28 protein-coding genes and 1 pseudogene are annotated in these 26927 nt (G+C 60.7%); 26 read left to right on the top strand and 3 right to left on the bottom strand.

Going from position 1 to position 26927, the window contains the following annotated elements:
• Position 1: 1 nt before the first annotated feature.
• The 6 genes from trbK-alt to EJ067_RS09285 are packed head-to-tail and all read left to right on the top strand — an operon-like array spanning position 2 to position 4824.
• Entirely contained in the window at positions 2-328 is a 327-nt protein-coding gene (gene trbK-alt / locus EJ067_RS09310; protein ID WP_126085662.1) for a putative entry exclusion protein TrbK-alt, read from the top strand.
• 1 nt (position 329) lies between these two features.
• Entirely contained in the window at positions 330-1706 is a 1377-nt protein-coding gene (gene trbL, locus EJ067_RS09305; protein ID WP_126085661.1) for a P-type conjugative transfer protein TrbL, read from the top strand.
• Positions 1707-1708: 2 nt separating this feature from the next.
• On the top strand, positions 1709-2398 hold the full coding sequence (gene trbF / locus EJ067_RS09300) for a conjugal transfer protein TrbF (RefSeq protein WP_126085660.1): 690 nt from the start codon (positions 1709-1711) through the stop codon (positions 2396-2398).
• Entirely contained in the window at positions 2395-3456 is a 1062-nt protein-coding gene (gene trbG, locus EJ067_RS09295; protein ID WP_126085659.1) for a P-type conjugative transfer protein TrbG, read from the top strand. Before trbF ends, trbG begins: the two co-directional genes overlap by 4 nt.
• A complete protein-coding gene (locus EJ067_RS09290) occupies positions 3453-4598 on the top strand; it encodes a TrbI/VirB10 family protein (RefSeq protein WP_126085658.1) in 1146 nt (381 codons plus the stop codon). The genes trbG and EJ067_RS09290 overlap by 4 nt, the downstream gene beginning before the upstream one ends.
• Before the next feature lies 1 nt (position 4599).
• Complete coding sequence (locus tag EJ067_RS09285; RefSeq protein WP_126085657.1) at positions 4600-4824, top strand: DUF2274 domain-containing protein; 225 nt, start codon at positions 4600-4602, stop codon at positions 4822-4824.
• On the opposite strand, the gene EJ067_RS09280 is transcribed toward EJ067_RS09285, so the two are convergent.
• Positions 4821-5795 carry a LysR family transcriptional regulator gene (locus tag EJ067_RS09280; RefSeq protein ID WP_245468233.1) on the bottom strand — a complete coding sequence of 325 codons (975 nt, stop codon included), beginning with the start codon at positions 5793-5795 and terminating at the stop codon, positions 4821-4823. The genes EJ067_RS09285 and EJ067_RS09280 overlap by 4 nt on opposite strands.
• Before the next feature lie 92 nt (positions 5796-5887).
• Here EJ067_RS09280 and EJ067_RS09275 point away from each other — a divergent pair, with 92 nt between their 5' ends.
• The 9 genes and pseudogenes from EJ067_RS09275 to EJ067_RS09240 all read left to right on the top strand — a co-directional run bounded on the left by EJ067_RS09275 (position 5888) and on the right by EJ067_RS09240 (position 12518).
• Positions 5888-6139 (top strand): helix-turn-helix transcriptional regulator, encoded by a 252-nt coding sequence (locus EJ067_RS09275; protein WP_126085656.1) that lies wholly within the window; start codon positions 5888-5890, stop codon positions 6137-6139.
• A 399-nt stretch (positions 6140-6538) separates the two neighbouring features.
• Complete coding sequence (locus tag EJ067_RS09270; protein WP_126089568.1) at positions 6539-7198, top strand: ABC transporter permease subunit; 660 nt, start codon at positions 6539-6541, stop codon at positions 7196-7198.
• Positions 7199-7209: 11 nt separating this feature from the next.
• The gene (locus EJ067_RS09265) at positions 7210-7944 is read left to right on the top strand and encodes an ABC transporter permease subunit (RefSeq protein WP_126085655.1); all 735 of its coding nucleotides are present in this window, start codon (positions 7210-7212) and stop codon (positions 7942-7944) included.
• Between the two features lie 47 nt (positions 7945-7991).
• Positions 7992-8840: a transporter substrate-binding domain-containing protein gene (locus EJ067_RS09260; protein WP_126085654.1), complete on the top strand. Its 849-nt coding sequence runs from the start codon at positions 7992-7994 to the stop codon at positions 8838-8840.
• A 75-nt stretch (positions 8841-8915) separates the two neighbouring features.
• Positions 8916-10172: a CapA family protein gene (locus EJ067_RS09255; protein ID WP_126085653.1), complete on the top strand. Its 1257-nt coding sequence runs from the start codon at positions 8916-8918 to the stop codon at positions 10170-10172.
• Positions 10173-10221: 49 nt separating this feature from the next.
• The gene (locus EJ067_RS09250; protein WP_126085652.1) at positions 10222-10710 is read left to right on the top strand and encodes a helix-turn-helix transcriptional regulator; all 489 of its coding nucleotides are present in this window, start codon (positions 10222-10224) and stop codon (positions 10708-10710) included.
• A 281-nt stretch (positions 10711-10991) separates the two neighbouring features.
• Positions 10992-11099, top strand: a pseudogene (locus EJ067_RS35780) (DUF1403 family protein); the annotation flags it as partial.
• Positions 11100-11148: 49 nt separating this feature from the next.
• Entirely contained in the window at positions 11149-11814 is a 666-nt protein-coding gene (locus EJ067_RS09245; RefSeq protein ID WP_348639544.1) for a DUF1403 family protein, read from the top strand.
• A gap of 2 nt (positions 11815-11816) precedes the next feature.
• Complete coding sequence (locus EJ067_RS09240; protein ID WP_126085651.1) at positions 11817-12518, top strand: SMC-Scp complex subunit ScpB; 702 nt, start codon at positions 11817-11819, stop codon at positions 12516-12518.
• A gap of 102 nt (positions 12519-12620) precedes the next feature.
• On the opposite strand, the gene dpdD is transcribed toward EJ067_RS09240, so the two are convergent.
• Positions 12621-13865, bottom strand: coding sequence for a protein DpdD (gene dpdD, locus EJ067_RS09235; RefSeq protein ID WP_145965173.1), 1245 nt, complete (start codon positions 13863-13865; stop codon positions 12621-12623).
• A gap of 381 nt (positions 13866-14246) precedes the next feature.
• On the opposite strand from dpdD, the gene EJ067_RS09230 reads away from it, so the two are divergent.
• The 7 genes from EJ067_RS09230 (at position 14247) to EJ067_RS09200 (ending at position 21645) form a co-directional block, all read left to right on the top strand.
• A complete protein-coding gene (locus EJ067_RS09230) occupies positions 14247-15803 on the top strand; it encodes a sugar ABC transporter ATP-binding protein (protein WP_126085649.1) in 1557 nt (518 codons plus the stop codon).
• A gap of 20 nt (positions 15804-15823) precedes the next feature.
• Positions 15824-16807 carry an ABC transporter permease gene (locus EJ067_RS09225; protein WP_189510521.1) on the top strand — a complete coding sequence of 328 codons (984 nt, stop codon included), beginning with the start codon at positions 15824-15826 and terminating at the stop codon, positions 16805-16807.
• Positions 16808-16830: 23 nt separating this feature from the next.
• Entirely contained in the window at positions 16831-17805 is a 975-nt protein-coding gene (locus EJ067_RS09220; protein ID WP_126085647.1) for a sugar ABC transporter substrate-binding protein, read from the top strand.
• Between the two features lie 11 nt (positions 17806-17816).
• The gene (locus EJ067_RS09215; RefSeq protein WP_126085646.1) at positions 17817-18296 is read left to right on the top strand and encodes a Rid family hydrolase; all 480 of its coding nucleotides are present in this window, start codon (positions 17817-17819) and stop codon (positions 18294-18296) included.
• Positions 18293-19246, top strand: coding sequence for a sugar ABC transporter substrate-binding protein (locus EJ067_RS09210; protein WP_126085645.1), 954 nt, complete (start codon positions 18293-18295; stop codon positions 19244-19246). Before EJ067_RS09215 ends, EJ067_RS09210 begins: the two co-directional genes overlap by 4 nt.
• 10 nt (positions 19247-19256) lie before the next feature.
• Positions 19257-20726 carry an amidase gene (locus EJ067_RS09205; RefSeq protein WP_126085644.1) on the top strand — a complete coding sequence of 490 codons (1470 nt, stop codon included), beginning with the start codon at positions 19257-19259 and terminating at the stop codon, positions 20724-20726.
• A 94-nt stretch (positions 20727-20820) separates the two neighbouring features.
• Positions 20821-21645, top strand: a complete 825-nt coding sequence (locus EJ067_RS09200) for an aspartate dehydrogenase (protein WP_126085643.1) — start codon at positions 20821-20823, stop codon at positions 21643-21645.
• A gap of 49 nt (positions 21646-21694) precedes the next feature.
• Here the strand turns inward: EJ067_RS09200 and gcvA are convergent, their stop codons facing one another.
• Positions 21695-22666: a transcriptional regulator GcvA gene (gcvA, locus tag EJ067_RS09195; protein WP_189510518.1), complete on the bottom strand. Its 972-nt coding sequence runs from the start codon at positions 22664-22666 to the stop codon at positions 21695-21697.
• Between the two features lie 141 nt (positions 22667-22807).
• Here gcvA and EJ067_RS09190 point away from each other — a divergent pair, with 141 nt between their 5' ends.
• The 4 genes from EJ067_RS09190 to EJ067_RS09175 all read left to right on the top strand — a co-directional run bounded on the left by EJ067_RS09190 (position 22808) and on the right by EJ067_RS09175 (position 26907).
• Entirely contained in the window at positions 22808-23692 is an 885-nt protein-coding gene (locus EJ067_RS09190; RefSeq protein WP_126085641.1) for a polysaccharide deacetylase family protein, read from the top strand.
• An 11-nt stretch (positions 23693-23703) separates the two neighbouring features.
• On the top strand, positions 23704-24468 hold the full coding sequence (locus tag EJ067_RS09185) for an SDR family oxidoreductase (RefSeq protein WP_126085640.1): 765 nt from the start codon (positions 23704-23706) through the stop codon (positions 24466-24468).
• 19 nt (positions 24469-24487) lie between these two features.
• The gene (locus EJ067_RS09180) at positions 24488-25165 is read left to right on the top strand and encodes an RraA family protein (RefSeq protein ID WP_126085639.1); all 678 of its coding nucleotides are present in this window, start codon (positions 24488-24490) and stop codon (positions 25163-25165) included.
• Positions 25166-25416: 251 nt separating this feature from the next.
• The gene (locus tag EJ067_RS09175) at positions 25417-26907 is read left to right on the top strand and encodes an NAD-dependent succinate-semialdehyde dehydrogenase (RefSeq protein WP_126089567.1); all 1491 of its coding nucleotides are present in this window, start codon (positions 25417-25419) and stop codon (positions 26905-26907) included.
• Positions 26908-26927: the final 20 nt, after the last annotated feature.

Raw genomic sequence — 26927 nt, 5'->3', positions numbered from 1 at the left:
GATGGACGGCAAGTCACTCGCTCGTATCGCAGCCGTTATCTTCGTCGCGGTCGCCGTCACGGCGACCGCGCTCGAGATGAGCCGGAAGGAGAACAAGTCGGCGGTTGCGATGCCTGTCGCGCCGGCGTCCACGACGCCGGATCCGCTTCGCGAGGGGCTGCGCCGCTGCCAGGCTCTTGGCGATGCTGCTCTTAGCGACGACGGGTGTGCGCGGTTGTGGGCCGAGCAGCGCGACCGTTTCCTTGGGTTGCGGCAGCCCTTCGCCAATGCGCCCGGTGAGCCGGCCATCCCGCGGTCTCCGAACGCGGCCGCTCAGGAGGCCCGATAGCATGGGCAATACCGGCGTCATCGACCAGTTCCTGGCGACCTTCACCCGCTATATCGACAGTGGTTTTGGGCTGCTCGGCGGCGAGGTCGCCTTCGTCGCCACCACGCTGATCGTCATCGACGTGACGCTCGCAGCGCTGTTCTGGAGCTGGGGCGCCGATGACGACATCCTCGCGCGGCTCGTCAAGAAGACGCTTTTCGTCGGCGTCTTCGCCTACCTGATTTCCAACTGGAACGGTCTCGCCCGGATCGTCTTCGAAAGTTTTTCAGGGCTTGGCCTCAAGGCCAGTGGCACCGGCTTCTCGGTCCAGGATCTGCTGCGCCCCGGCAAGGTCGCGCAGACCGGCCTCGACGCGGGACGGCCATTGCTCGAGGCGATCTCGGGCTTGATGGGCTACGTGTCCTTCTTTGAAAATTTCATTCAGATCGCTTGCCTGCTCTTTGCCTGGGCGCTCGTCCTGCTCGCCTTCTTCATCCTGGCGGTGCAACTCTTCGTCACGCTGATCGAATTCAAGCTCTCGACGCTGGCCGGCTTCGTGCTGATCCCGTTCGGCCTGTTCGGCAAGACAGCCTTCATGGCCGAACGCGTGCTCGGCAACGTCATCTCGTCCGGCATCAAGGTGCTGGTGCTTGCCGTGGTCATAGGCATCGGCTCGACGCTCTTCGGCGAATTCACCCAAGGCTTCGGCGGCGAGAGCCCCACCATCGACCAGGCCATGGCGATCGTGCTCGCTGCGCTGTCCTTGCTCGGTCTCGGCATCTTCGGCCCGGGCATCGCCAATGGCCTCGTCTCAGGCGGACCGCAGCTTGGCGCGGGCGCCGCCGTTGGGACGGGGCTCGCCGCGGGCGGCATGGCGCTGGTTGCCGGCGGCGCCGCCGGTCTTGCGGCGCGAGGTGGAGCGGCTGCTCTTTCAGGAGCAGCTTCCGCCGCGCGGGGCGGCTCTTTCCTCGCCGGCGGCGCGTCGACTGCCTATGCCCTCGGCTCCGCCGGCCAGACCGGCGGAGCGGGCGTCGCCTCCGGGATGGGCGGCGCTACAAGCGCCGGTTTGTCGGCGGCGGCCTCGCCGCTCAAGCGCGCCGTCGCGCGGGCCAGCCAATCGATGAAATCGAGCTTTGCGTCCGGCACACAGTCCGCCGTTGAGGTCACCGGCGGTTCGTCGACCATGGGAACGGTCGCAGGCGCCGCCAACTCAGCCAACGATCCATCGTTCGACCGCGCTGGCCAAGGCGGCGTCACGGCGCAAAGCCCGCCCGACTGGGCCAAACGCATGCAGCGATCCCAGCGCTTGTCTCACGGCGTCCAGACCACCGCCCACGCCGTTCGCGCCGGTGAGGCTCACGGCGGCGGAACCTCCATCTCACTCTCCGAAGGCAAATGACCATGAACATCTTTCGAAGACCCGCCGTCCATTACGGCAAGACGCCTCAGCCGGAAACGCCTTACCAGAAGGCAGCACAAATATGGGACGAGCGCATCGGCTCCGCGCGCGTGCAGGCAAGGAACTGGCGCCTGATGGCCTTCGGATCGCTGGTCCTGTCAGCCGGGCTGGCGGGTTCTCTTGCCTGGCAATCGGCCAGGGGTAGCGTCGTGCCGTGGGTGGTTCAGGTCGATCCCTCCGGACAGGCGCAGACGGTCGCGCCTGCGACAACGGACTATAAGCCAACCGATCCTCAGATCGCTTGGCATCTGGCCCGCTTCATCGAGCAGGTCCGATCCATCCCCGCCGACCCGATCATCGTTCGACAGAACTGGCTGCGCGCCTATGAATGGACCACCGACCAGGGTGCTGCGGCGCTCAACGACTATGCCCGCGCCAATGAACCCTTCTCCAAAGTCGGCAAGCAGCAGGTCGCGGTCGAGGTCTCCTCGGTCATCCGCGCTTCACCGGATTCCTTCCGCGTCGCCTGGGCCGAGCGTGCCTACGAAAACGGCAAGCTCTCCATCACCGAGCACTGGACAGCCATCCTGACGATGGTCGTGCAGCCGCCGCGCGACGCCGAAAGGCTGCGGGCCAATCCACTCGGAATCTACGTCAACGCCATCAACTGGTCGCGGGAGATGGGCCAATGAACCAGGCATCGCATGTCGTCGCCATTGAGACCTTCAGGGGATCCGTGCTGGCCGCACTTTTGCTTTCGAATGCCATGCTCCCAGGCTGTGCCACGCTCCGGAAGCCGCCGCAGATCGCCTACGACGCGAACGTGCCGCCTTTGCCAGCCGTCCCCGCAGACACACGTAATGAGAAGCCCAAGCCGCTGCATGTTCCGCCAGGCTGGATCCCTGCGGTGGGTGGTGTTGCCGGCGACACACCGACGGCCCGTGTCGAAAATGCCAATGCGGCTGCCCGTATCCAGCCGCGGCGGGAGGGCTACTACAACGCCATCCAGATATATCCCTGGAGCGAAGGTGCTCTCTATCAGGTCTATGCGGCGCCCGGGCAGATAACCGACATCGCGCTCGAGCCGGGCGAGAGCCTGACTGGCGAGGGGCCGATCGCGGCGGGCGATACCGCGCGCTGGATCATCGGCGACACCGAGAGTGGTTCGGGTCTCACCCGGCGTGTTCACGTGCTGGTCAAGCCCTCGCGGGCTGACATCACCACCAATCTCGTCATCGCCACCGATCGCCGCAGCTACATGATCGAGCTACGGGCGGGTGAGAAGCCCTATATGCCGGCCGTCGCCTGGGCGTATCCGGCCCAGCCCGGCGGGCGGCGACAAGCCGTTCCCGTGACGCCGATCATCCCGGATTTCACCGCGCGCAACTACCGCTATGGCCTCACGGGTGATTCACCGCCCTGGAAGCCCGTCGCCGTTTATGATGATGGCCGACACGTCTACGTCGAGTTTCCGCGCGGCATCGTGCAGGGCGAGATGCCGCCGATCTTCGTCATTGGTCCAGACGGCGAGGCTGAGATCGTCAATGGCCGGGTCGATCAAAACATCCTGATCGTCGACCGGCTCTTCGGGGCGGCTGAACTGCGTCTGGGGAGCGGTAAACGACAACAGACAGTCAGGATCGCCCGCACCGAAGGGACGAGGACGGGCCGGTTGTCGTGGTTGCCAGGCTTGAGCGTCGCGCCGAAATCCACGAACACGCCAAGGCAAAGAGGAGGGCAGGGGTCATGAGCCAGAACGAGACCGAAACCGCTGCTGTCTCTATGCGGCTTCGCGCCGCGCCGCCGCGAGTGACCCGCCTGTCGCGTAAAGTCCTTGCCGGCATCGGCTTCGTCGCGTCGCTCGGTGTCGGCGGGGCGCTGATCTATGCGCTTCAGACACGCGACATAGATACCCGTGGCCAAGAGCTTTACTCGACCTCCAACCGGCAGCCCGCGGATGGACTGGCGAGCCTTCCACGCGATTATACCGGCCCAGTCCTTGGACCGCCGCTGCCTGGAGACCTCGGCCGACCCATGCTCGACGCCCAGAACAAAGGGCAGCCCGTCGTGTCGCCGTCGATCGCGACACCGACTGTCGACGAGGCCGAACAGCGCCGGCGGGCCGAGGAGGAGGCCGCCCGAACGTCCCGTGTCTTCTTCCACATGGGGGCTGGCACTGGAACTGCGAGCGAACCGTCAGGCAGTATGGCGACACCGGTTTCCGGTCCGGATACCACCGGCCAGCCGGCGCAGGATCGCCAGACCGCATTCCTGAATGCCGCCGTTGACCGGCGCATCGTGGCTCCGGATCGGCTTGCGCCTCCGGCATCGCCCCACGTCCTTCAAGCGGGCGCGGTCATTCCCGCCGCGCTCATAACCGGTATCCGTTCCGATCTTCCAGGTCAGGTCACCGCACAGGTGACCGAGAATGTCTACGACAGTCCTACTGGTCGTTCGCTGCTGATCCCGCAAGGCACCCGCGTCATTGGCCAGTACGATAACGGGGTAGGTTTCGGGCAGCGCCGTGTGCTTCTGGTGTGGAGCCGGCTGATCTTTCCCGATGGCCGCTCCATTGTCCTCGAGCGTCAGCCTGGCGCCGACGCGCAAGGGTACGCCGGCCTCGAGGACGGTGTCGACTATCACTGGGGTGAGTTGTTCAAGGCGGCCGCGCTTTCCACCATACTGAGTGTTGGGGCCGAGGCTGGCTCGTCCGGTCAGGAAAGCGACATCGTGCGCGCCCTGCGTAGCGGCGCTTCCGACAGCGTCAGCCAGGTCGGGCAGCAGATCGTCGAGCGCCAGCTCAACATTGCGCCGACGCTGACAATACGCCCGGGTTTTCCGGTGCGTGTCCTGGTCACGCGCGATCTTGTGCTCGAACCCTACGGAGGATAAAATGGCAAAGCTGAAGCTCGCGCCGATTGCCGATGACAAGCCTGTCAAAGTCTCTGTGGAATTGCCTGCACGGCTGCATCGCGACCTGACAAGATACGCCGAGATTCTTGGACGCGAGTCCGGGCAGCCGCCTGCCGATCCCGTGCGCCTGATCGTGCCGATGCTCGAGCGCTTTATGGCCACGGATCGTGGCTTTGCAAAGGCTAGGCATGACCGAAAAGCTTAGCGTCGGACCGCTAAGGCAGGCTGAACCACGTCGCGTGCAGTATCGTTTGCCGGGTGACAGTTTGCGAAGGCTGATCGGATTGCGTCGAGAGACACCTCCATGGTGCTGGAAAACGCCCTGCCTCTCTGCCAGATGGCCACGTAGTGATAGAGCGCAGATGGGTCGACCGGTCTTGCTTCCAGCTCGAACGCTGAATACTCGCGCGCAATGATCTCATTGGTGATGGATACGCCGAGGCCGGCCGAAACAAATCCAACCTCGTAACCATTGGAGTCATATTCCACCAGTATGTCCGGCTCGACGCCGGCGAAGCGCAAGGCGTTGAAGTTCATCTGGTGGGAAGCGAATTCGGGGTCGATATCGACGATCGTTTCGCCTGCGAGGTCATGCGCCTCGATGCATGATAGTCGCGAGAAGCGATGCTTTGGATGAAAGATGCATACGTTGTGCGCCGAACCGATTGGCACCCATTCAAACAGGCGGGGATCCAAAGGCAGCCTAGCGATGCCAAGGTCGGCTCGACCGGAAAGGATATGCTCGCCCACCTGGTGATAGTTTCCAGAGATTGATCGGACACTCGAACCAGTCTTAGAGTGGATTGTCGCGACGACCTTCGGCAATGTCACGAAACCGAAGACCGCAGGCGCGGCGATGGAGATACGTTGTTTCTCCTCGTTCTTCATCGCAGTGACGGATGCTTCCAGCCGGTCCAGCGACGTCAGCGTCAATTCCACGTTCCGCAGAAATTCCCAGGCCTCCTGAAGCGGCAGGATTCGGTTCGCCGATCTTTTGAACAGGCTGAAGCCAAGCGTGGCCTCCAGTTGCTTCACCTGCTGGCTGATCGCCGGTTGGCTTATTCCAAGCGCTGTTGCTGCTCGCCTTGTGGAGCCAGCTCGCAGAACCTCGCGAAAAACCTGCAATTGTCGGAGTTTCAGGCCGCTGTGCAGCAACTCCATTTCTTTGATTGCCATCCCTGCTTTTTCTCAAGCCCTGTAGCCTCGGACGAGCGTTTGTAGAGAATACTCCGTGGTGGAATACTCTTCAAGGCGGTGCTCTCGGATACATGGAAATCCGAGAGGTGTTTGCGCGAAACCTAAGAACCTTGCGGCAGGCCAAGGGCCTGTCACAGGAGGAACTTGCACACCAGGCGGGGCTCGATCGGACCTACATCAGTGCTTTGGAGCGAAATGTTTACAATGCGAGCATCGATGTCGTTGATCGGCTGGCTGAAGTGCTGGGTGTGGATGCAACAGAATTACTGAAACGACCCAAAGCAGGTCTGAGGAGATCGAAATCTGAACCAAATAACCGGTGAAAGGGTGCTACCGGTGCGGGTCGTTATCTGAGCAGACTCAAACAGCGCTATTGCAATCCGGTCGCACAAACGATCGGCTCTGATTTTTCCTTAAGAATATATCCCGCTGGACACGCCGCAGGAAGCTGGCGAAGCGCGACGCGGCCTGAACGGGTTAGAGCAAGGCGAGTGCATCGCGCATTTCTACTGAGAAGAAAGCGAAAGCGATAACCAATAGTTATCGAGAAATTTTTGAAAATTATAGATTGAGAAAAAATCGACAGCCGATAGGTTTAAGAAGTTCAGCGAAATCGTTAGTGAGCGGACTAGGTTATCTTCGCAGTAGTTGACGATAAGCTGCATGTGTTGCGCCTGAAAAAGCGCGATGCATTACAAATCCACGCGCGGATAAACGATTCAATGCATGGTTTTAGCGCTCAGTTTGCTGCCGCCTTCGTAATCACCGTGGGCCTTGGTCTTGTCAGCGGATTCCTCGGCACCGTATTCGGGCTTTTGTTGGCCATGTTGAAGAGCTCTCCCGCTTCCCGTTTCAAAGCAGCGGCGACCGCTTACACGACGGTCGTTCGTGGAGTTCCAGAACTCCTCATCATCCTGCTCATCTACTTCGGGGGTACCATCTTCGCCAGCAAGATCGCCGGGCGATACGTGGAAGTGAATGCTTTTGCCGCTGGGGTGATCGCACTCACGGTTGTCTTCAGTGGCTATGCCACCGAGGTCTTCCGTGGGGCGATCGGGGCAGTTCCGGCGGGCCAAACTGAGGCGGCAAAGTCGCTTGGATTGAATGCCTGGCAGCAGTGGGCCTTTGTCGTCGGTCCCCAGATGCTGAGGCTGGCATTGCCGGCCTATGGCAATCTCTGGATATCGCTCTTCAAGGACACCGCGCTGGTATCGATCGTCGGCTTGACCGACATCATGCGCGTTGCGTTTGTCGGCGCCGGATCATTGCGCGCCCCGCTGACCTTCTATCTTGCCGCGTCCGCGCTCTACCTGTCGTTGACGACAATCACGCTGGTGTCGATCCGGTTGGCGGAACGACGCTATCCCGCCCTCAGTCGCTAGAGGCGCGCGCGATGAACCTTGACCTGATGTTCGACGCCGTGAGGGTCCTGCCGTCAGGCATCGGCCTAACCTTGACCTTGACCGTCCTGGCGCTGATGGCGGGATTTCTGTTGTCCGTGCCCTTGGCCTTCGTTCGGGCGTTTGGCCACCCAAGCCTGTCGCTTGCGGTGTTATCCTACACCTATGTCATTCGCGGAACGCCGATGCTCGTACAGCTCTTCCTGGTCTACTATGGCTTGGGTCAGATCGAGGCCGTGAGAGCCAGCGTCTTTTGGGTGGTCCTTCGAGATCCTTTCTGGTGTGCGCTATTTACTTTTTCGCTTAACAGCGCTGCGCACACGACCGAAATCCTTTGCCGCGGCCTGCAGGCCGTTCCCAAGGGTGTCATTGAGGCTGCCGCAGCTCTTGGCCTAAAGCGCTTTCATATCGCTCGCCTTGTGACCTTTCCGATCGCCTTCAGGATTTCGCTTCCGGCCTACGGCAACGAGGTCGTTGGAATGATCAAGGGCTCGTCCTTGGCGAGCACGGTAACGCTACTTGAGATAACCGGCATGGCGAGACAGTTGGTGTCGGTAACGTTCGCGCCCTACGAGATATTCATCGTCGCTGGAGCGATCTATCTCGCGCTAACGACGCTGGCGGTAAAAGCGACGCAGTTCCTGGAGCGGCGCCTTTCGACCGATGGCACTCCAAAGCAACGACGCAAGGTGCGGTTTCGCCGGACCTTCATGACAGCCGTGCCCTGACGCACGGTCTCATCGCTTCCAGCTGAAACCAACGAAAGAGGTGCCTTATGCGCATACCCTTGGCTATTGCCGTTTCTATCGCATCCTTGATTGCAGCTTTCCCCGTATTGGCTGACGATGAGCGAACAATATCGATCGCCACCGAAGGCGCGTCACCACCCTGGGATGGGACTGACGCAAACGGCCAGCTCTACGGTTTCGACGTCGATGTCGGTCTCGAACTGTGCGGTCGCATGAAGGTCAAATGCAACTTCGTCGCGCAGGATTGGGACGGGATCATTCCCGCGCTTCTTGTCGGCAAGTACGATGTCATCATGTCGGGCATGGCGATCACGGAGAAACGCAAGCAACAGATCGCGTTTTCCAGTCCGTACGCCAGTGGCTTCAACCAATTCGTCGTGCGAAAGGAACTCGGGCTCGACGTCGGCGACACCAAGGAGAAAGTCAACCTCTCGACCGTCGGAGACAAAGAGAGGGCCAGCATCGAGCGCGTGAGGTCTGCCCTCAGCGGCAAAGCCATCGGCGTCCTTCGTTCGTCAAACTCGGAGGCGGTTGTGAAGCAACTCCTCGGCGATGTTGTGACCATTCGCAGTTATGACAGTCTCGACAACCTGAAGCTCGACCTCGCTGCTGGGCGCGTGGATGGCGGTCTCGCCGACTATTTCACATGGCGCGACTTCCTGCAGAGCCCTGATGGCTCCAGTGCTGTCTTCTTCGGCCCGGAACTGAATGGTGGCCTCTGGGGACCAGGGGTGGGCGCCGGCATGCGCAAGGATGATGCCGATTTGGTCAACAAGTTCGACGCGGCCATCGATGCCGCCACCAAGGATGGAACGATCAAGGCGCTGAGCCTGAAGTGGTTCAAGGCGGACATCGCGCCTGCGGTGCCGAAATAGCCGAGCAACCGGATTGACCTCCATCGGTCGCTGGACGGGCGCCGGCGCCACACTTTACACCACAGGGCGAGTTCGATGAAACATCCTTTTTGCGCGGTCGTAACCGGCCAATCGTTGATCACGCATGACATCCGCCATGTCCAAGCCGAGCAGTTCTCCGATGTTGAGCGTTTTCTGCAACAAGGTGACGTCGTCTTTACGAATTTTGAGTCGACGATCCTCGGACAACACGGCGGTTGGCCGACCAAGGGCAAATACTTCGGCTATTCGAGGCCCGAGGTACTGGACGCTTTGCAAGACATCGGCTTCAACGCCTTGGCCTTGGCAAACAACCACGCATTCGACCTCGGCCCTGGCGGGATCCGGTCCACTCTGGAAGAGGTAGGGGCGCGGGGCTTCTTGCATGCGGGGATCGGTATCGACGAAACAGATGCCGCGAAGCCCGGTCGGCGCCAGCTGAGCTATAGGCAGGTGTCGTTGCTTGCGGTCGATGCAGGCCCAGGCCCGGCCAACATGTATGCTGAAAACCGCACCGCCTCGCGGCCGGCTCGGCCAGGCGTCAACCGGCTGACCACGGTCCGCAAGATTGGGGTGCCTGATAGGCATTTCAGGAGACTGGCAAGGCTTGGCAGTCACCTGCAGAGCTCGCATCTCGAACTGACCAACTATGCCCAACCGGAGGATCCGCCGGCGCTAAAAAACGGCAGCGAGATCAACTTCTATGGCACTGTATTCATGCAGGCGGCAGACTTTGGCCGCCTGATCGAGATCGACCCGCAGAGTGCGAGCGTTCATTTATCTGCTATCCGGCAGGCGGCCTCTCAAGGCGACTTCGTCATTGCATATCTGCATCATCACCATTGGGAACCGGGTTGGCAGGACGTGCCCCGTTGGGTGCAGGCCTTCGCCCACGCTTGCGTCGATGCCGGCGCTGACCTTTTCGTCAGCCATGGCGCGCCCGTTCTTCAGGCGGTGGAGGTCTACAAAGGCTCCCCAATTTTCTACGGTTTGGGAAACTTCCTCTTCCACGTGCATCCCGATGAGGGCGAATGGGATCCTCCGGAAGTCTGGCAGAGCATCGTCGCCGCCTGCCGCTACGATGCGAACAGAAATCTCCAAAGCATAGACCTGCTGCCCGTCGTGATCGGCGAGGTAAGCGAGCGCGCGGGATCTGAAACAGGTGGCAAGCTGGTTCCCATCCCCGCCGCTGGACACGTGGCTCGAGACATCCTTGAAGGTTTCGCGAGCCGCTCGCGTGGCTTCGGCACCGGCATTGAAATAACGGGATACTCCGGCAGCATAATTATGCCGTCAGCGCGCAAATTCGGCTGAGGACCGACTCCACGGTGTCGGATTTTCCATCTGAGGAGTGTTGTAAGCATTGCCGAAGCCGAAGCCTTTCCGGGCAGCGCCAAAATCAAAGGTCGGGCATCATCCTCACACCGCCGATGTTCACGTCGGCAGGCAGATCGCAATGGTTCGGGTGCAATCAGATGTATCCCAAGCTCAGCTTGCCCGATCGATTGGCATCAGTATTCAGCAGCTCCAAAAATACGAGAATGCGAGGAACCGAGTAAGCGCGTCCATGATCTACGAGATTGGCAGGTCGCTGGGCGTGCCCGTGAGCCGCTTTTTCAACGGCCTTCCGGAAAATCGTGAGAGTACCCGGGAGGCTTCAGTTCTGCCGGTCGATGAGCGAATTGACTTCATTGCCAGCGCTGAGGGACGGCACCTGATCGAGCGTCTTGTTCAACTCCCTCCACGAGTCCGTGCTCGCGTGTCTGCTTTGATCGCCGCAATAGGGGAAGAACTAGCTATCTCTCGATATGAAGAAGGACAGTCACGCGGCCGTCAAACTGGCGTTAGCTGATCGCCACACGCGTTAGGCGCAGAACTGCCAGGTTCTCATTGCGACTCATGGCTAAGGGACTGATAAGGCAACATTATCATTCGTTTTGTCGCTTCGACAAGCTGTGCGTTTTGCGCCGAAAATCATCGCCAAAAGCGCACGTCCGATCTACCCTCCAAAAGCATGATTCGCCTCGATCCCGCGACTGCAGCTCCTGCCTCGCCGCCAGCCGTCCCGGCCTGGGCGCTCGCGACCGGTGGTGCTCTGCATGACGCAGACGCCGCTTTCCGGCCGGCGCCGCCCTGGCTTCACTCGACAGCCTCGCCCGTGCGCAGCCGGCCTGGGCCGGCGCGTGGCGTCAGCGGCTGGCGCTGAAATGCGCCGCCGCCAGCATGCGGCTTGCCGGTCGCGCCGAGGACGAAGCCGCCTTGCGCGACGCCTGGCAGCTTTGCCCGGCCGGTGCCCGCCGGGACCGTGTTTGGGGCCTGGCGGCAACTGGCGCTCCAGCCTCCCGTCGTCAGCGCCGATCGGCTGGCAAAAGGGACCGAGATGCTCGGGCTCGCCTGGGACGACGGGGCGCTCGCCGACCTGTGCACGCAGATCGAAGACGTGGCCGGGTCGCGGCGGCCGGCGCCGTTCGCCGCTGCGGCAATCGCCGCCCACGTCGTCGCCATGCGGCCCGATGCCGAGCTTTTTGGCTGGTGGCTCGCCGACCTGGTGCTGGCGCAAAGCCTGCGCTGGCCGCTGCCGCTGCCGCTGCTGATGGCGCAAGCCTTTGGCCCGGCTTTTCGCGGCGAGGCCAGCGGCAAGCGCATCCGACCCGGGGACAGAAATTTCGAGCGCGCGGTCTGCCTGGCGCTGGTTCAAGCGGCGGCCGAGACCTGCCGGCTGGCCAGCGAACTGTCGCGCCGCGCCGAAAAACTCCTGGCGGCGGCGCCAAAGCTGCGCGCGAAAGGCGCCGGCGACGTGATTTTTTTGCTGCTCAATGAAGATGCCGTCGCCGGATCGCTGACGACCAAAAACCTGTCGCGCTTTGCGGCGCGACGGCTGTTCGAGCGGCTGCAGGAACTGGATGTCGTGCGCGAGCTGTCGGGCCGCACCAGTTTCCGGCTGTTTGGGCTGTAGCGATGAGCCAAGCCTCCGTCCGCCGCAAGCCGAACGATCAGCCGGCACTGCTGGATACCGAGCTTGAGCACCTGCCGCCGGAACTGCGCTGGCGCGAATGGATGGGCCGGGTGGAAGCGGTGATCTTTGCGGTCAGCGAACCGGTGACACGTAGTGTCCTCGCGCGGGTGGTGGGAAGAAACTGCAACATCGACCTGGTCATCGACGACATTCGCGCCGAGCTCGCCGGTCGCCCCTACGAACTGGTCGCGGTCGCCGGCGGCTGGCAGCACCGGACGAAGAAAGCCTTTGGCGACGTCATCCACGCCGCCTTCGGCACGCCCGCGGGGGAGGGTGCAAAAGAACTGTCGCAGTCGGAGGCTCTTGTGCTGATGTGCATCGCCTATTTCCAGCCGATCACGCGCGGCGAGCTGTCTTCCTTCTTCGGCAAGGAGGTGTCGCGCGATCTGATCGGTGTGCTGCGCGCGCAGGACCTCATCGCCTCGGGGCCGCGCAGCCCGCAGCCGGGCGCGCCCTACACCTATGTGACGACCAAGACCTTCCTGTCGCAGTTCGGGCTCGACACGCTGCGCCAGTTGCCGGATTTCGAAGCGCTGGAGGACGCCGGGCTGCTGTCGAAGGAAAAGCTGCTCGCCGGGGAGATTCCGTCTAAGTTGGCAGATGGGGAAGGCAATTTTGACGATGATGGAGCGATGGACCGCTAGCGAAGGCCACGTGCGCTTGTCGTACTAAGAGCCGGCGTATCCATCGAGCGCGGTGTTCTGATGCCAGTAAAGCAGAAAGCGTTGAAGAGTATTCCGCACGGTTCATGACAAGAGTGATCCTCTCCTATCGTGGGCAAGGTAATCCTCGATTGCGCGCAGAATACTCGAAAAGCCGCGTCCTTGCGCATAGAGCAAGGGGCGATGCGCGCGATGCTCGCGAATAAACTCGGTCGCAGCGTGTTTGGCAGAGAGCCATGCCACGACGAAGATATCTGCATTCTCCGCGAGCGCTCTCAGGCGGGCCGTTCCGCCGTGATCGGCATTGCAATCGACGAAGGCTGTTGGCGCGATCTCCTCGATTGCGGCTTTGGCCTGACGGCTGGACGACTCGGTCAACGAGTAAATCGCAATGCGCAGACCGTCCAATCGAGTAGAGATTTCGTCGGCCTTGGCGACATTGGTGCTGATCCCGAACGATTGGAGCGTCCAGCCGAGCTCCTGCGCGAGGCGCGCAACGGCCGCGCGCTGCAAGCTGGTAAGCCGACCATAAATCGGTGCAACACGGGCGAGAACGCTATGCAGAAACGAAGCTCGCGCATCAGCGTCTGGCGTGCTTGCCCGCATAAACTCCTCAGTGATCTCGAGTACCCAGTAGACCATGTCGACGCCGAAACCTTGGCCAGCCAGCTCCACTACGTCCGCAATCACCGCTTGATACGCTTTGGGACTTAGGCCGGTGGTCAGTAGCGCGCTGACCAGGATTTGACTGGACTCATAGGTGCTAACGCCGCGTGCCGGACCGAGGGCAAACAGCGTTAAGAGGCTCGCATAGATCGGGATCATTGCCGACCTCGGAAAGGCCGGATCGCGTTGGAGCCAGGCAACGATAAACGGCAGCGCCTGTGCGGTTCGCTCGGCGGCTATCTCATTGCCTTGTGCCTGGTCGAGTGCTGCAACCAACCCCTGAACAGCGATGGGATCGCCAGCTCCGAGCTCAATTGGCCATTCGTCCTTGCCTCGGCGGGCAACATCAAGGGCAAGGGCAAAGGACGGTTCTGCCGCCCTCGCAAGCCATTCAATCCAAGAGGCCGGTAGACCGGTTTCCGCGACGTCGTCGGTAACTTTCAGCGCTGAGCGGAACGGTTCGGCTTGGCGCAGGCGCGAAAGTTCGTCTGAGCTCAACTTCCCTAGCGCCGCGAGCGCGACAGATACCGCGTCAACGCTTTCGACAGCATCGACCTGGACGAGGGCGTCGCGGGCCCGGTCGAGTGGCGTAGATTCGATGGCAGGACCTAACTCTTCCACAGCCGTGACCGGTGCAAGCCGATCAACGATCCATCCGAGCACATCGTGTCTATCGACGAGTGCGGACGCAATATCGGCTCGAAGAGGCGTAATCCAACTCTCTAGGCCGAAGATACGCCACCCCCCGTCTTCCAACGTCGGTGGCACTGGGACAGTCCTGGGGCCGCATATACGCCCTTCCCACCGGGCCACCGCAATGCTGCAGGTAATGTCTTCGATATCGAGCCGTACATTCTCACGCGACAGATGATCGGGGCAGGGGGGCGCATCGCAAACGCGTGGCCAACTACGTGACGCTTGCCTGGGCGAAACGCGCTACGTGCACACATGACTTCTGCTCATCCACAGGGCCAACAAATCTGCGTTGTCGGCAGGCGTCTCGCCTGTTCACAATCCCACCAATAAGAATTGGGGAACATCGCTATGACCGAAGAGCCGGCATCACCGGACGATGTCGTTGTCCAAGTCAGGGAATTGTCGAAGCTGTACCCGGGCGTCACGGCCCTGTCGAATGTGGACTTCGACCTCCGCCGTGGCGAAATTCATGCATTGATCGGTGAAAATGGAGCCGGCAAATCGTCTCTGATACGTATATTGTCGGGCGACAGTCGTCCTAGCGCCGGCACCTTGCGCGTCAAAGGAAAACTCGAGCATTTCGGTTCTCCGCAGGATGCACGTCGTTCCGGGATCGTGACGGTCTTTCAGGAGTTATCGATTGTCCCGGCACTGACCGTCGCAGAGAATGTCGTCCTCGGCAATCAGGCCGCAACTGACCGCTTCGGCAGATTCTACTCCCGCCGCCTGGCTCGTGACCGAACCCTGTCCATCTTCGAGACACTAGGCGTCTCAATCGATCCCGATTGCAGTGCCGAAACGCTGTCCACCGGCGAGATGCAGCTGGTCGAGATCGCCCGCGCTCTGCTCATCGATGCGCCGGTGCTCATCCTCGATGAGCCGACGGCTTCACTGTCGGATTCGGAAGCGGCAAGGCTACTCGATATCATGGTCAAGCTTCGCAATGCCGGAAAAAGCCTGATCTTCGTGTCTCATAGGCTTGGCGAAGCTCTCAAGGTCGCCGACCGCATCACCGTGTTGCGGAATGGCGAGCGGGTCGAGACGCGTGAGCGGCACGAGGTAGCCGATACGAGCGACCTCATTCAAATGATGGTCGGGGGGCGGCTGGAGCGACTTTTCCCCACGCCAAACACCAATATAGGCGGTGTATTGTTTTCGGCAGAGGGGCTAGCCCGCCGTGGCAAATTTGAAGACATCAGCTTTACGATACGCTCCGGCGAAATCCTTGGTTTCAGCGGCCTAGTCGGCGCGGGCCGCACCGAGGTTATGCGATCCATCATTGGTGCAGATCCGCTCGACGCCGGCCGCATCGTCAAACACGGTGTGCACTTCCGAGTTCGCGACCCCCGCCATGCGATAGAAACCGGGATTGCCTACCTTTCGGAGGATCGCAAAAGAGCCGGCCTCGTCCTTTCCCTATCAGGCTACGAAAACATCGTGCTGTCGGCCATGCCGCGGATGTTTCGCTCAGGCTACGTCAACTGGACGCGAGTCCGCGCAGTCGCCTCGGAAATCGCCCAACGCATGCGGTTCCGCGGCCAACTAGGGTCGATGACATCAACCTATTCTGGCGGCAATCAGCAGAAGATCGCTATCGGCAAATGCATCCTCTCCGGTGCTGATCTGCTCATCTTCGACGAGCCGACGCGTGGCGTGGATATCGGCGCCAAAGCCGAGATCTATCAGCTCCTTCACGAAGCAGCGGAAGCGGGAGCGGCCGTCGTCGTGGTCTCCTCGGAACTCCCGGAACTGATGAATATCGCCCACCGAATCCTGGTTATGTCGGCAGGGCGCATCACCGGTTCGTTCGCGAGATCGGAATTCGACGAGAAGACACTGCTCGCCGCAGCCTTCGCCGGCCACGCCGGCGCAAATGACAAGGCTCCTGAAAGCCTGGCTGCCTAAAAGAGATGGAGAACCATAAGATGTCCGTGGACACGCAATCTGTCGCGCACCCCAAGACAAAGGGCTTTCCCGCGGAGGTGTCACTTAATCGACTGCGGCAGTTCGGTATGCCGATCGCGCTGATCGTAATAGTCGTCTACTTCTCGCTCGCCTCTGACGTGTTTCTCACCGGTCAGAATTTTCGAAATGTGGCGCTGCAGGCGGCGGCGTTGGCGGCAGTTGCCGTTGGGCAGTGCTTCGTCATCCTCAACGCCGATCTGGATCTTTCCGTCGGTTCGGCTGTTGCCCTCATCAGCGTCATCTCAGCTATGGCAATGGCGGCGGCTGGTGCGCCGGTTGGTATCGCGGCAGGTCTGCTGACCGGGGCGGCCATTGGCCTTGTAAACGGTCTGGTTGTTACCCGATTGCGGGTTATGGCGTTCATAGCCACGTTAGCGATGTTGTCGATCGCCCAGGGGCTTGCGCTCAGAATCTCAAGGGGTGTCCCTATAACCGGGATTCCAGGTTCGTTCGCGGACCTGGCCTTCGCAAACGTGTTCGGCGTGCCGCTGCCATTCCTAATCGCGGCAGCGCTCGTTGTTCTCGGTTTCCTAACCCTCCGCTTCACCCGCCTGGGCCGGAACATCTACGCGGTAGGCGGAAATACCGAGGCTGCACGCCTGTCGGGTATTTCAGTATCGAAAACCAAAATCGCTGCCTATGTGGTCTCCGGGCTTTGCGCGGCAATCGCCTCACTGATCCTTACTGCGCGGGTCGGGACAGGTCAGCCAACGCTGGGCGCTTCGATGTCGCTCGAATCCGTAGCCGCGGTCGTGCTCGGAGGTGTCTCGCTATTCGGTGGACGTGGATCGATCGCCGGAGTCGCGATCGGCGTGGCGTTCGTCAGCATTCTATCCAACGGCCTCAACCTTCTGAATGTGTCCTCCTACACGCAGATGATGATTGTCGGAGCCGCACTCATTGCCGCCGTCGCAGCCGATCAGGCGCTAACTCATAAAAAATAGACAATCAAAAGGAGGACAACGACATGACGACGAAATCACTAATACATCGTACATTGATCTTTTGCGTTCTTGGCCTTTTTGCAGCGATGTCGACTGCATATGGCGATGGGAAACCAAAGATCGGCATCGCCATGCCAACTGTTGAAGGTGACTGGTATTCGGCTGTCCTGTACGGGGCGGTAACCGAAGCCGAAAAGCTCGGCTATGAGGTCGTGGTGCTCGACGCTGGCGGTTTCGGTCACCCCGAAAAACAGGTGGATCAAATCTCCAATCTGATCGTCCAGCAAGTCAAGGCGATTCTCACCGATCCGATCGATCCTGCGACGCTTGACGGGGCTGTTCGAACAGCTCACCAGGCCGGCATTCCCGTAATCGGGCTTGGCACACCGGTGATTTCGGCCAACATCCAGCCTGATGCAGCAGCTACATCAAGTCAGTGCCAGCTTGGCGAACTGATGGCCGACGGCGCGAAGCGTCTTCTTCCCAACGGAGGCACGATCGCCGCGCTTGCGGGTCCTCCAGGAGCTTATTGGGCGACAGAACGATACGCATGCTTCGTCAAGAGCATCGCAGGCGCGAAGATCGACATTGTAGCAGAGCGAAATAGCGAAGAAGACCCGGCAACCGCGCTGTCTATTGCCAACGATTTGCTCCAGCGCTTTCCGAAGGTTTCGCTCTTCTATGCAGCGGATGACACCTATGGCGTGGGCGCCGGCCGCGCGATCCAACAGGCAGGCAAGTGCGGCGCTGTTCAGGTGCTCATGGCCGGATTCGGCAAAGCTGCGGAGGACACGATGCGTGGTGGCTGCGCCCAGTTTGTGGTGGCACAACGCACGGTTCTGATCGGCCGTACGGCAAGTGAGCTCGCCGACAAACTCGCGCGAGGCGAAACACCTGCCAGTCGGTTGGTCGAAGTGCCTTTCCTGTCGATTACTCCCGACCATGTCGGTGAGGTTCCGCTGGGCGACATCCGTCAGCCCGCCGATTGGAAACCTTGAAGGATACGAAAATGCCTGGAGTGATCAAACGCTTCGTCAACGGCGACCCATCTTTAAAGACGTTCCAGGCGCACGCACCTTGGGCAGAAGCCGTCGAGGTCCCGCCAGGCGCCACTTTCCTCTTCTTGAGCGGCCAGGTTCCACCGCCGTTGCATGAGGAGGCGGACCCCGACGATCCGGCTTCGTATGGCGCCACCGAGGACCAGACTCGCGCGGTGCTGACACTGATCGGACGGCTTCTCGCCGACAAGGGCTACGCAATGGGCGACATCGTGAAAATGACGGCCTACCTCTGCGCTGATCCCGCAAAGGGAGGTGTTCTGGATCTCGATGGTTTTGGGGCTGCCTATCGAGAATTCTTCAGCGCAACCGGACCGCTTCCTGCGCGTACGCGTGTCGAGGTTCGCCAGCTGATGAGTGCTGCATGGCTGGTCGAAATCGAAGTGATAGCGGCCAAAGTTCAACAAAATAAAATGGGAGACGGAAAATGAAGTTCAAAGCGATGCTTTGCACCGCGATCGCGGTCACCCTCATTTCTGGATCCGCACAGGCGGCTGGTAAACTTGGCGTCTCGATGCCGGTCCTTTCTGGTCCATGGTACACGGCCGTCCTTTATGGCATCGAGACTAAGGCGAAGGAACTCGGCTACGAACTGGTGGTCCTCGATGCCGGTGGTTATGCCAACGTCGACCGGCAGATCAGTCAAGTCTCGACCCTTATCACCCAGCATGTAAATGCGGTCCTGATCGATCCCGCCAACCCGTCCGCCTTCAATGGTGTCGCTCGCGAAGCAAAGGTGGCCGGCGTGCCATTGATCGGCGTGTCGAGCCCGATTGTTGCAAGCGACGTGCCACCGGACGGTGCAGTGTCGTCAAGCCATTGCGGCCTCGGAAGGATGATGGCTGCAGGTGCGAAAGCGCTGCTGCCCCGCGGCGGCAGCATCGGAGTGCTGGCCGGCCCAGGTGGTGCATTCTGGGCGGAGGAACGGTTGCGATGCTTCAAGGAGGCTATTGCCGGAACGGATCTGACAATCGTGGCGAACCAGGCAACCGAACAGGATGTCGCCACAGCGCTCACCACGGCTGAAGATATTCTCCAGCGCTTTCCCGATGTTGATCTGCTCTACGGTGCAGACGACACTTACGGGGTAGGTGCGGCGCGAGCGGTCCAGCAGGCAAGCCGTTGCGGCAAGACCAAGGTACTGTTCGCTGTCCTCGGCGAAGAGGCACAGAGCCTGATGCAGGACGGCTGCGTTGACTATGTCGTGGCACAAAAGCCGGTGGCGATTGGCGGCCAGGCAGTAGAACTCGCCGACGGGCTTGTGAAAGGAACTTCCCCGAATGGCGAGGTGCGGGTGATAGATCCGATTCCTGTACAACGTTCAACGTTGGCGACCCTCGATCTGTCCGAAATTCGCCAGCCCGCTGGCTGGCGGCCGTGACCGATCCGTCATGCCAAAGATCAATGACGCCCTCGCTTTCGCCTCCGCACGCCGGCTTGCTCGCAGGATCAGGCAGCGGAAGCTTGGAAGCCGGGACCTTCTCGAACTCTATCTGGAGAGGGTCGAGCGATGGAATCCAGCAATAAATGCCGTAGTCCACATCGACGCCGATCGAGCCAGAATTGCGTGCGACCGTGCCGATCAGGAAACCCGCGAAGGCAGATACCGGGGCCTTCTGCACGGCTTGCCCGTCACCGTCAAGGACGCCATCGACGTTGCCGGCATGCCCTCGACATGGGGGCTGCCTGACCGCGCTGGAACCGCTGCCAGGCAAGACGCCGAAGTCGTGCGACGTGTTCGTGCCGCAGGTGCTATCGTTTTTGGCAAGACTAATGTGCCGACGGGACTTGCCGACTGGCAAACGGACAATCCGATTTTCGGACGCTGTAACAACCCGTATGCCCTCGACCGCTCCCCTGGCGGTTCTTCCGGCGGGGCAGCTGCGGCAGTCGCCGCCGGACTTGCGGCCTTCGAGATCGGCTCAGACATTGGCGGCTCGATCCGAAACCCCGCCCACTATTGTGGGATTTGTGGCATGAAGCCGAGCTACGGGATCGTGCCGCAGGACGGGCATGGCACTGTTCCATCGTATCCTCCACAGGATTTGAACGTGCTAGGCCCGCTTTCCCGGCACGCCGAAGATTTGGAATTGCTGCTGGGGATTATCGCCGGGCCGACCGCAGGCGAGCGGATGGCTTGGCAGCTCAGCCTGCCGTCAGCGCGGCTGTCATCACTCGACGGTATGCGGGCTGCCATTCTGCCACGCCATGTCGGGCCTTTGGTCGACGAGGCGATCGACGCAGCGATTGCCCGCCTCGGCGGCACGTTGCAGCGTTATGGCGCCTTCGTGGCGACCGGGGCAGCTCCGGCAATCGACTTCAATGAAGCGCACGCGCTGTATCTGGCTCTCTTGCGCGGCGCGACCAGCGTCGGGCTCTCGGATCAGGCGTTCGAGGCAGCTGTGATCCGCGCATGCGACTACCCGGCGGATGATGCAGGTTACAGGGCACTCAGCGACCGGGGTGTTGCTCGCAGCCATCGCGACTGGCTGAAACTTGGCTCCTCGCGTCACGCTGTGGCGGCGGCATGGGCACGTTTCTTCGAAGACTTCGATTGCCTGTTATGCCCGGTCGCATCCACGCCGGCCTTCCTGCATGACCTAGAGCGGCCGCGCGAGGAGCGGCTGATTAACGTCAACGGTACCCCGCAGGACTACAACGCTCAGCTTTTTTGGGCTGGCCTGGCTAGCGTTCCTGGTCTGCCGTCAGCGGTCGTCCCGATCGGCCGCGACGAAGAGGGACTGCCGATCGGAATCCAGATAATCGGGCCACTCTATTCGGATCTGTCGGTCGCGAGAATTGCGCGGCTGATCGAAGACAAAACCAGGGCTTTCGAACCACCCATTCTCTCGGACGAGTGAGAAATACGAACGTATGCCGCGTCGCGACCTTGGCTGTAAGCCTGACTCGCCTCGCTCAGCTTTGATCAACAAGACATGAGAAACAGGTGTAGAAATGAAGCGTTCCGCAAACAATATCAGGGTTGCGATCGGCGGGTTCGGCGCGATTGGTAAGCGCGTCGCCAAGGCGTTGGATGATGGGCTAGCCAACCTCGAGCTGACGGCGGTTTCCGCGCAGGACCGTGTAAAGGCAGCGGCCTACATGGGAGCAAACTTCGCCCGGACTTATCCCATTCTGCCGCTGGGTGAACTCGCCGAGGTCGCCGACGTGGTGGTCGAGTGCTGCCCTGCGGAATACCTAGCCAAGGTTGCGGCGCCCGTCCTGGCACACGGCAAGACGATGATAGTGATCAGTGTCGGGGCATTGCTTGCCAATCCTCAGCTGACGGCGCTGGCTGAAGAACACGGCGGCCGCATACTTGTGCCATCCGGGGCGCTTCTCGGGCTCGATGCGGTCCAATCAGCTGCTGTCGGGGCAATCCACAGCGTGGACATGGTGACCCGCAAGCCGCCGCATGGACTCAACGGGGCACCCTATCTCGCTGGTCGGGGCATTGACGTGGCCGGCATCAGCGAACCGGTCAAGCTTTTCGACGGCTCAGCGAGCGAGGCGATCACTGGCTTCCCTGCCAATCTCAATGTTGCCGTTGCGCTCGGTCTTGCCGGGATCGGACCGGACCGTACACATCTGGAAATCTGGGCGGATCCGGGGGTCGTCCGCAATACACATACGATCCGGGTCAAGTCTGACAGCGCCGATCTGACGATGACGATCGAGAACATTCCGAGTGAGGACAACCCGAAGACTGGCAAGATCACGCCGCTGTCGATTATCGCGACGTTGAAGCGGCTGACGGCTCCATTGGTGATCGGTGCCTGATATTCAGGGCTTATGGACGGGTGAACAGCCAAGGGTGGCTGATCCAGATTTATTGGTCTCCGTCCTGAAGCTCGTCCTCAGCCTCGGCCAAGCCGCAGGTGGATGACAACCAATCCCGAAAGGCCTTCACCTTGGGGAGATTCCAATGGTGCGCGCGGTATAGCAAGTAATAGTAGCCCGACGTTGCGATCGGGGGCTCGAACGGTATCACCAATAATCCTGCCTCCAGATCGTTGCCGACCAGCACCTTTGGCGCAAGCGCCACGCCCTGGCCTGCCCGCGCGGCTGTCAGGGCCTGGAAAAAATGGCCGAAGACGAGCCCTTGCTGGTCCGGCACCGCTAGGTCGGCATTCTTGAGCCAGTCGGGCCAGGCGTTGGCGCGCGTTCCAACATGGATGAGCGGCACTCTTGATATCTGGCTGATAGTGCTGAGCCCGTGTCTGGTGACAAACTCTGGAGCGGCAACAGGCACCATTTGATCTGGCAAAAGCCGATCCGATCGGATGCCCGCCCAGTCGTCGGCCATCATGAGGTCGATCCGCGGAGCGCTTTGCAGAGTGTCTTTGCCCCGAGGACGTCCGACCCGGATTGCGACATCGATGTTGTCACGAACGAAGTCGACCGCCCGGATCGTCGTGATAAGCTGCACTTCGATCGAAGGATGTTTCTCCGAAAAATCTGGCAGTCGGGGCATCAGCCAATTCATCGCAAACGTCGGAAGGGCGCTGACGGTGAGGATGCCCGAGGCGCCGCGGCTTCCAACGCGCAGGACGGCCCGCTCCATGTCATCCAGTGCGTGTCGCACAGTTGGGAAGAGAATTTGGCCGGATTCGGTGAGCTCCAGCTTGCGCGTGAGCCGTTTGAACAGCGGCAGGCCCATCGTGTCTTCGAGGAGCTTGATCTGACGCGAGATCGCGCCTTGGGTAACGCATAGCTCCTCCGCCGCTATGGTGAAGCTGAGATGCCGCGCCGCAGCCTCGAAGGCACGCAACGCATATAACGATGGCAGCCGTCTGGCCAAGGATCCCTCGATATCAGTTGATGGCGATGAATGAGCCTACCTCATTCATGTGATTTGTAAACATCAGTTGTAGCCGGCCGAGCTGGCGGCGTAATCTCCCAACATGAACGCTTGGACTGGCGCGCTGAGAGGGAGGTCGAGATGCTGAGGAGAAATGATCGATTGGCGTATTCGCCGATCACTCAGCGTCCCGACTTCACCTGGCCCGACGGGAAGCGACTCGCAGTGCATCTATGCCTCAACATGGAGCATTTTGCTTACAATGAGGGGCTTGGTATTTCTTATTCGCCGGGTATCCCCCACCCAAACAGCTACAATTGGGGTTGGCGCGAGTATGGGAACCGGGTCGGCGTCTGGCGGCTCATCGAACTGTTCGATGATTTTGAACTTCCCGTGTCGGTGCTGTTAAACTCGGCGGTCTACGAACATTGCCCGCAGGTGACGGACGCATTCCGCATTCGCGGATACGAGATTGTTGGCCACGGACGATCGAACTCCGAGCACCAGAACGATTTCTCCGAGGATGAAGAGCGTCGCCTCATTGCGGAGGCAACCGACGCGATGACCAAACATGAGGGCAGGGCGCCTAAGGGTTGGCTCAGCCCCGGCGTCAACCCAAGTGATGTGACACCCGATCTGCTGCAGGAAGCCGGCTACGGCTACATTCTCGACTGGCCGGTCGATGATCAACCGGTATGGATGAAAACGCGTGGCGGACATCTCTTAAGCGTGCCTTACCCGCACGAGATCAACGACATCCCATTCGTTGCATTGCATCATGGCCAACCGGATGCGTTCGCTCGGGCCATCGTCGACAACTTCGACGAAATGCTTGAGCAGAGCCGAAAGCAATCGCTCGTATTCGGCATTTCGATCCACACATTTCTCATCGGGCAACCGTTTCGGCTTCGAGCTTTCCGGCAAGCAATTAGTCACGTCACGGCGCACCGAAAAGATATTTGGCTCACAACCACGGGCGCGATTGCCGACCACTATGCTGGCCTGTTTCCAGCGCCAGAGCACTGAAGGTAATTTTCATGGATCTCGGACTTGAGGGAAAGAACGCGCTTGTGCTGGGCGCGGGCGGGGGGCTCGGCAGTGCAATCGCCGAAACGCTGGCTCGCGAGGGGGCTCGGGTGGTGGCGGTCGACATCGCTAAGGACGCGGTGGAAGCAGTTGCGCGAAACTCTGGCGTGGCGGTGCGCCCGTTCGTCTGCGACATCGCCGATGGACCCGCTGTTGAGGCCTTGCTCGATCAAGCTGGCGAGATCGACATTCTCATCAATAACTCGGGCGGGCCGCCGCCGACCCAAGCCCATGGCGTGGCACGGTCGGAATGGGAAAGATACTTTTCGACGATGGTTTCGTCGCTGATCTCGCTGACGGATCGTGTCCTGCCTGGTATGCGCGCCCGCGGTTGGGGGCGCATAATCACCAGCACGTCGTCCGGCGTGGTGGCGCCAATCGCCAATCTCGGCATATCAAACGCCTTGCGCCTGTCTCTGGTTGGCTGGTCCAAAACGCTCGCCCGGGAAGTTGCCCCCGACGGCATCACTGCCAACATCATCCTCCCTGGTCGCATTGCGACTAGCCGTATCCGAGCGCTCGATGAGGCTAAGGCTAAGCGCGAAAGCCGGTCCATTGAAGAGGTACGCGCCGAAAGCACGGGCTCGATCCCGATGTGTCGCTATGGCGAACCCCAGGAATATGCCGACGCGGTTGCATTCCTTGCCAGTGCCCGAGCCTCCTACATCACCGGATCGGTCATCCGCGTGGATGGCGGGCTCATTCAAAGCATCTGACCAATCAGGAGACAAACTCATGCCCGCAAACCCAAGCCGTGGTGAAATTCGCAAACGCTACCTCAAGGTCGATACCTCCAACGTGGCCGATGTGCTCGATGATCTCGGTCTGCCGGATCAAGGCCTTTCACCCGATTTCGCGCCGATGCCGGCCGGGGCAGGCAAGCTCGCCGGCTTTGCCTTCACGATCCGAGGGCAAATGACGCCGTTTGCCCCGGGCGGAGATCCAGAAAAGATGAAGGCCTGCGCCGACCTTTCAAGTGAAGACATCGCTGTTTGGAGCGGCGACGGCGAGGGCGTTTGCTACTTCGGCGAGCTCATTGCGATCGGCATGAAGGAGCGCGGCGCGGCAGGGGCCTTGGTCGATGGAGGTGTGCGTGATCTGAAGTGGATCGGCGAGCTGGGGTTTCCAGTCTTCGCTCGGTATCGCGCTCCGGTGCAGTCGATCATGCGCTGGAAGGTCAATGCTTGGCGTGTGCCGGTGTTCCTGCGTGGTGCAACAATCGAGCGGGTCACGGTGGAGCCTGGCGATTTCATTCTCGCCGATGAAGACGGCGCGATCGCAATTCCAGCTGCAAAAGTGATTGAGGTTCTGATTGCGGCTGAAAAGCTCACGGCGAAGGAAGTTGCCATTCGCGAGGAACTCAAGAAAGGCTTGAGTCTCGCTGAGGCACTAGACCGATACGGGCACGTTTGATCGAAGCAAATCGTTTGAGCATCCGCCTCGCCACTTGTGTTGCGGCAGCCTCCCAAGCCCGCGCCGAGCGGTCGTAGGGCCCCAAAAGGGTTCCTGTGATCCGGCGACGGCGGATGCTCTACCGGCGCAATCAAACTGTACCGACCAGGCCATACGCTTCCGTCGGCACATTCTACGGATCAGAAATTCTCATTCATGAGCGCCGCGCTACTCGTTTGTTTGGCAGGGACAAAAGGATCAATGTCGCGCAGATGCAATCGGCAAGCCTAGGGTTAAAGGAGCAGACGGTGAGCAGTTTCGAACGTGCAAAGGCACTAATGGAGAAGGATGCCTACTTCGGCGGGCGCTGGCAGTCTTCCGAGACCGGCGAGGCCTATGGAGTGTTCGACCCTGCAACCGGCCTGGAAATCGGCACGGCTCCCAACCTGTCTGATAGCCAGGTCGGCGCGGCTATCGACACGGCCGACACCGGATTGCAGCTCTGGGCCGGCATGCTGCCACTGGAACGCAGCCGCGTCCTCAATGCCTGGTGCGATCTGATGCTGGCCCGCCGCGAGGGGCTTGCTGCCCTGATTACCTTGGAGCAGGGCAAGCCTTTGGCGGAATCCCTCGGCGAGATCGACTACGCTGCGAGTTTCATTCGATGGTATGCGGAAGAGACCAAGCGCGACGGCGGCGAGATCCTGCGCAGTCACCTCCCAGGCAAAAGGCTGCACGTCAATCGGGCACCGATCGGCATCGTCGCGGCTATAACCCCATGGAATTTTCCCTCTGCAATGCTGGCGCGCAAGGCAGCCGCGGCGCTGGCGGCTGGCTGCTCCGTTATCGGCCTGCCGTCCTCGAAAACGCCCTTTTCTGCCCTGGCACAGGCGCGGTTGGCCGAGGAGGCAGGCTGTCCTCCGGGTGTCTTTTCCGTGATCACGGGCAGTACCCGCCGGATCGTGCCATTGCTTTGCCGGGATACGCGCATTCGCGCGGTGTCATTCACCGGATCGACGGAGGTCGGCAGGCTGATCGCGGGCCTCTGCGCTCAGACGATTAAGCACGTGAGTCTCGAACTCGGAGGCCACGCGCCTTTCCTGGTATTCGAGGACGCGACTCTCGATCTTGCGATCGAGGATGCCATGAACGCCAAATTCCAGACGACGGGTCAGGATTGCCTTGCCGCCAACAGGATACTTGTACACGACGATCTCTATGACCATTTTGTCGAGGGGTTTACCTCACGCGCCGCGATGCTCAAGGTTGGGAATGGCTTCGACCCCGGTGTGACCATAGGGCCGATGATCGACGACAAGGCACTGCGGAAGGTCGAAGAGCAAGTTCTCGATGCCAAGCAACACGGTGCACGCCTGCATCTAGGCGGCGGCGTACACAATGCCGGCCCTAATTTCTATGAGCCGACCGTGCTTTCCGACGTTACCGACGACATGCTGATCATGCACGAGGAGACGTTCGGCCCCGTTGCCGGCATTGGGCGATTCTCGGAGGAAGACGAGGCAATCCGCCGGGCCAACGCCACCGAATACGGCTTGGCAGCCTACGTCCATACGCACGATCTCAGCCGGTCAGAGCGCATGTCGCGCCGACTTGAATACGGGATGATCGGAATAAACACATCAAGAATGACCGGCGCTCCCATTCCCTTCGGCGGCGTCAAGCAGTCGGGCCTCGGACGCGAAGGCGGTCCCTATGGAATGCATGACTTTATGGAGTTGAAGTATGTCTGCGCAGCCTATTAATGAAACGAGAACAAGCCCTC

Source organism: Mesorhizobium sp. M1D.F.Ca.ET.043.01.1.1, assembly GCF_003952385.1.
GTDB lineage: Bacteria > Pseudomonadota > Alphaproteobacteria > Rhizobiales > Rhizobiaceae > Mesorhizobium.
Note: the sequence above shows the minus strand (reverse complement) of the source record. Positions and strands in the feature narration are given on the sequence as shown.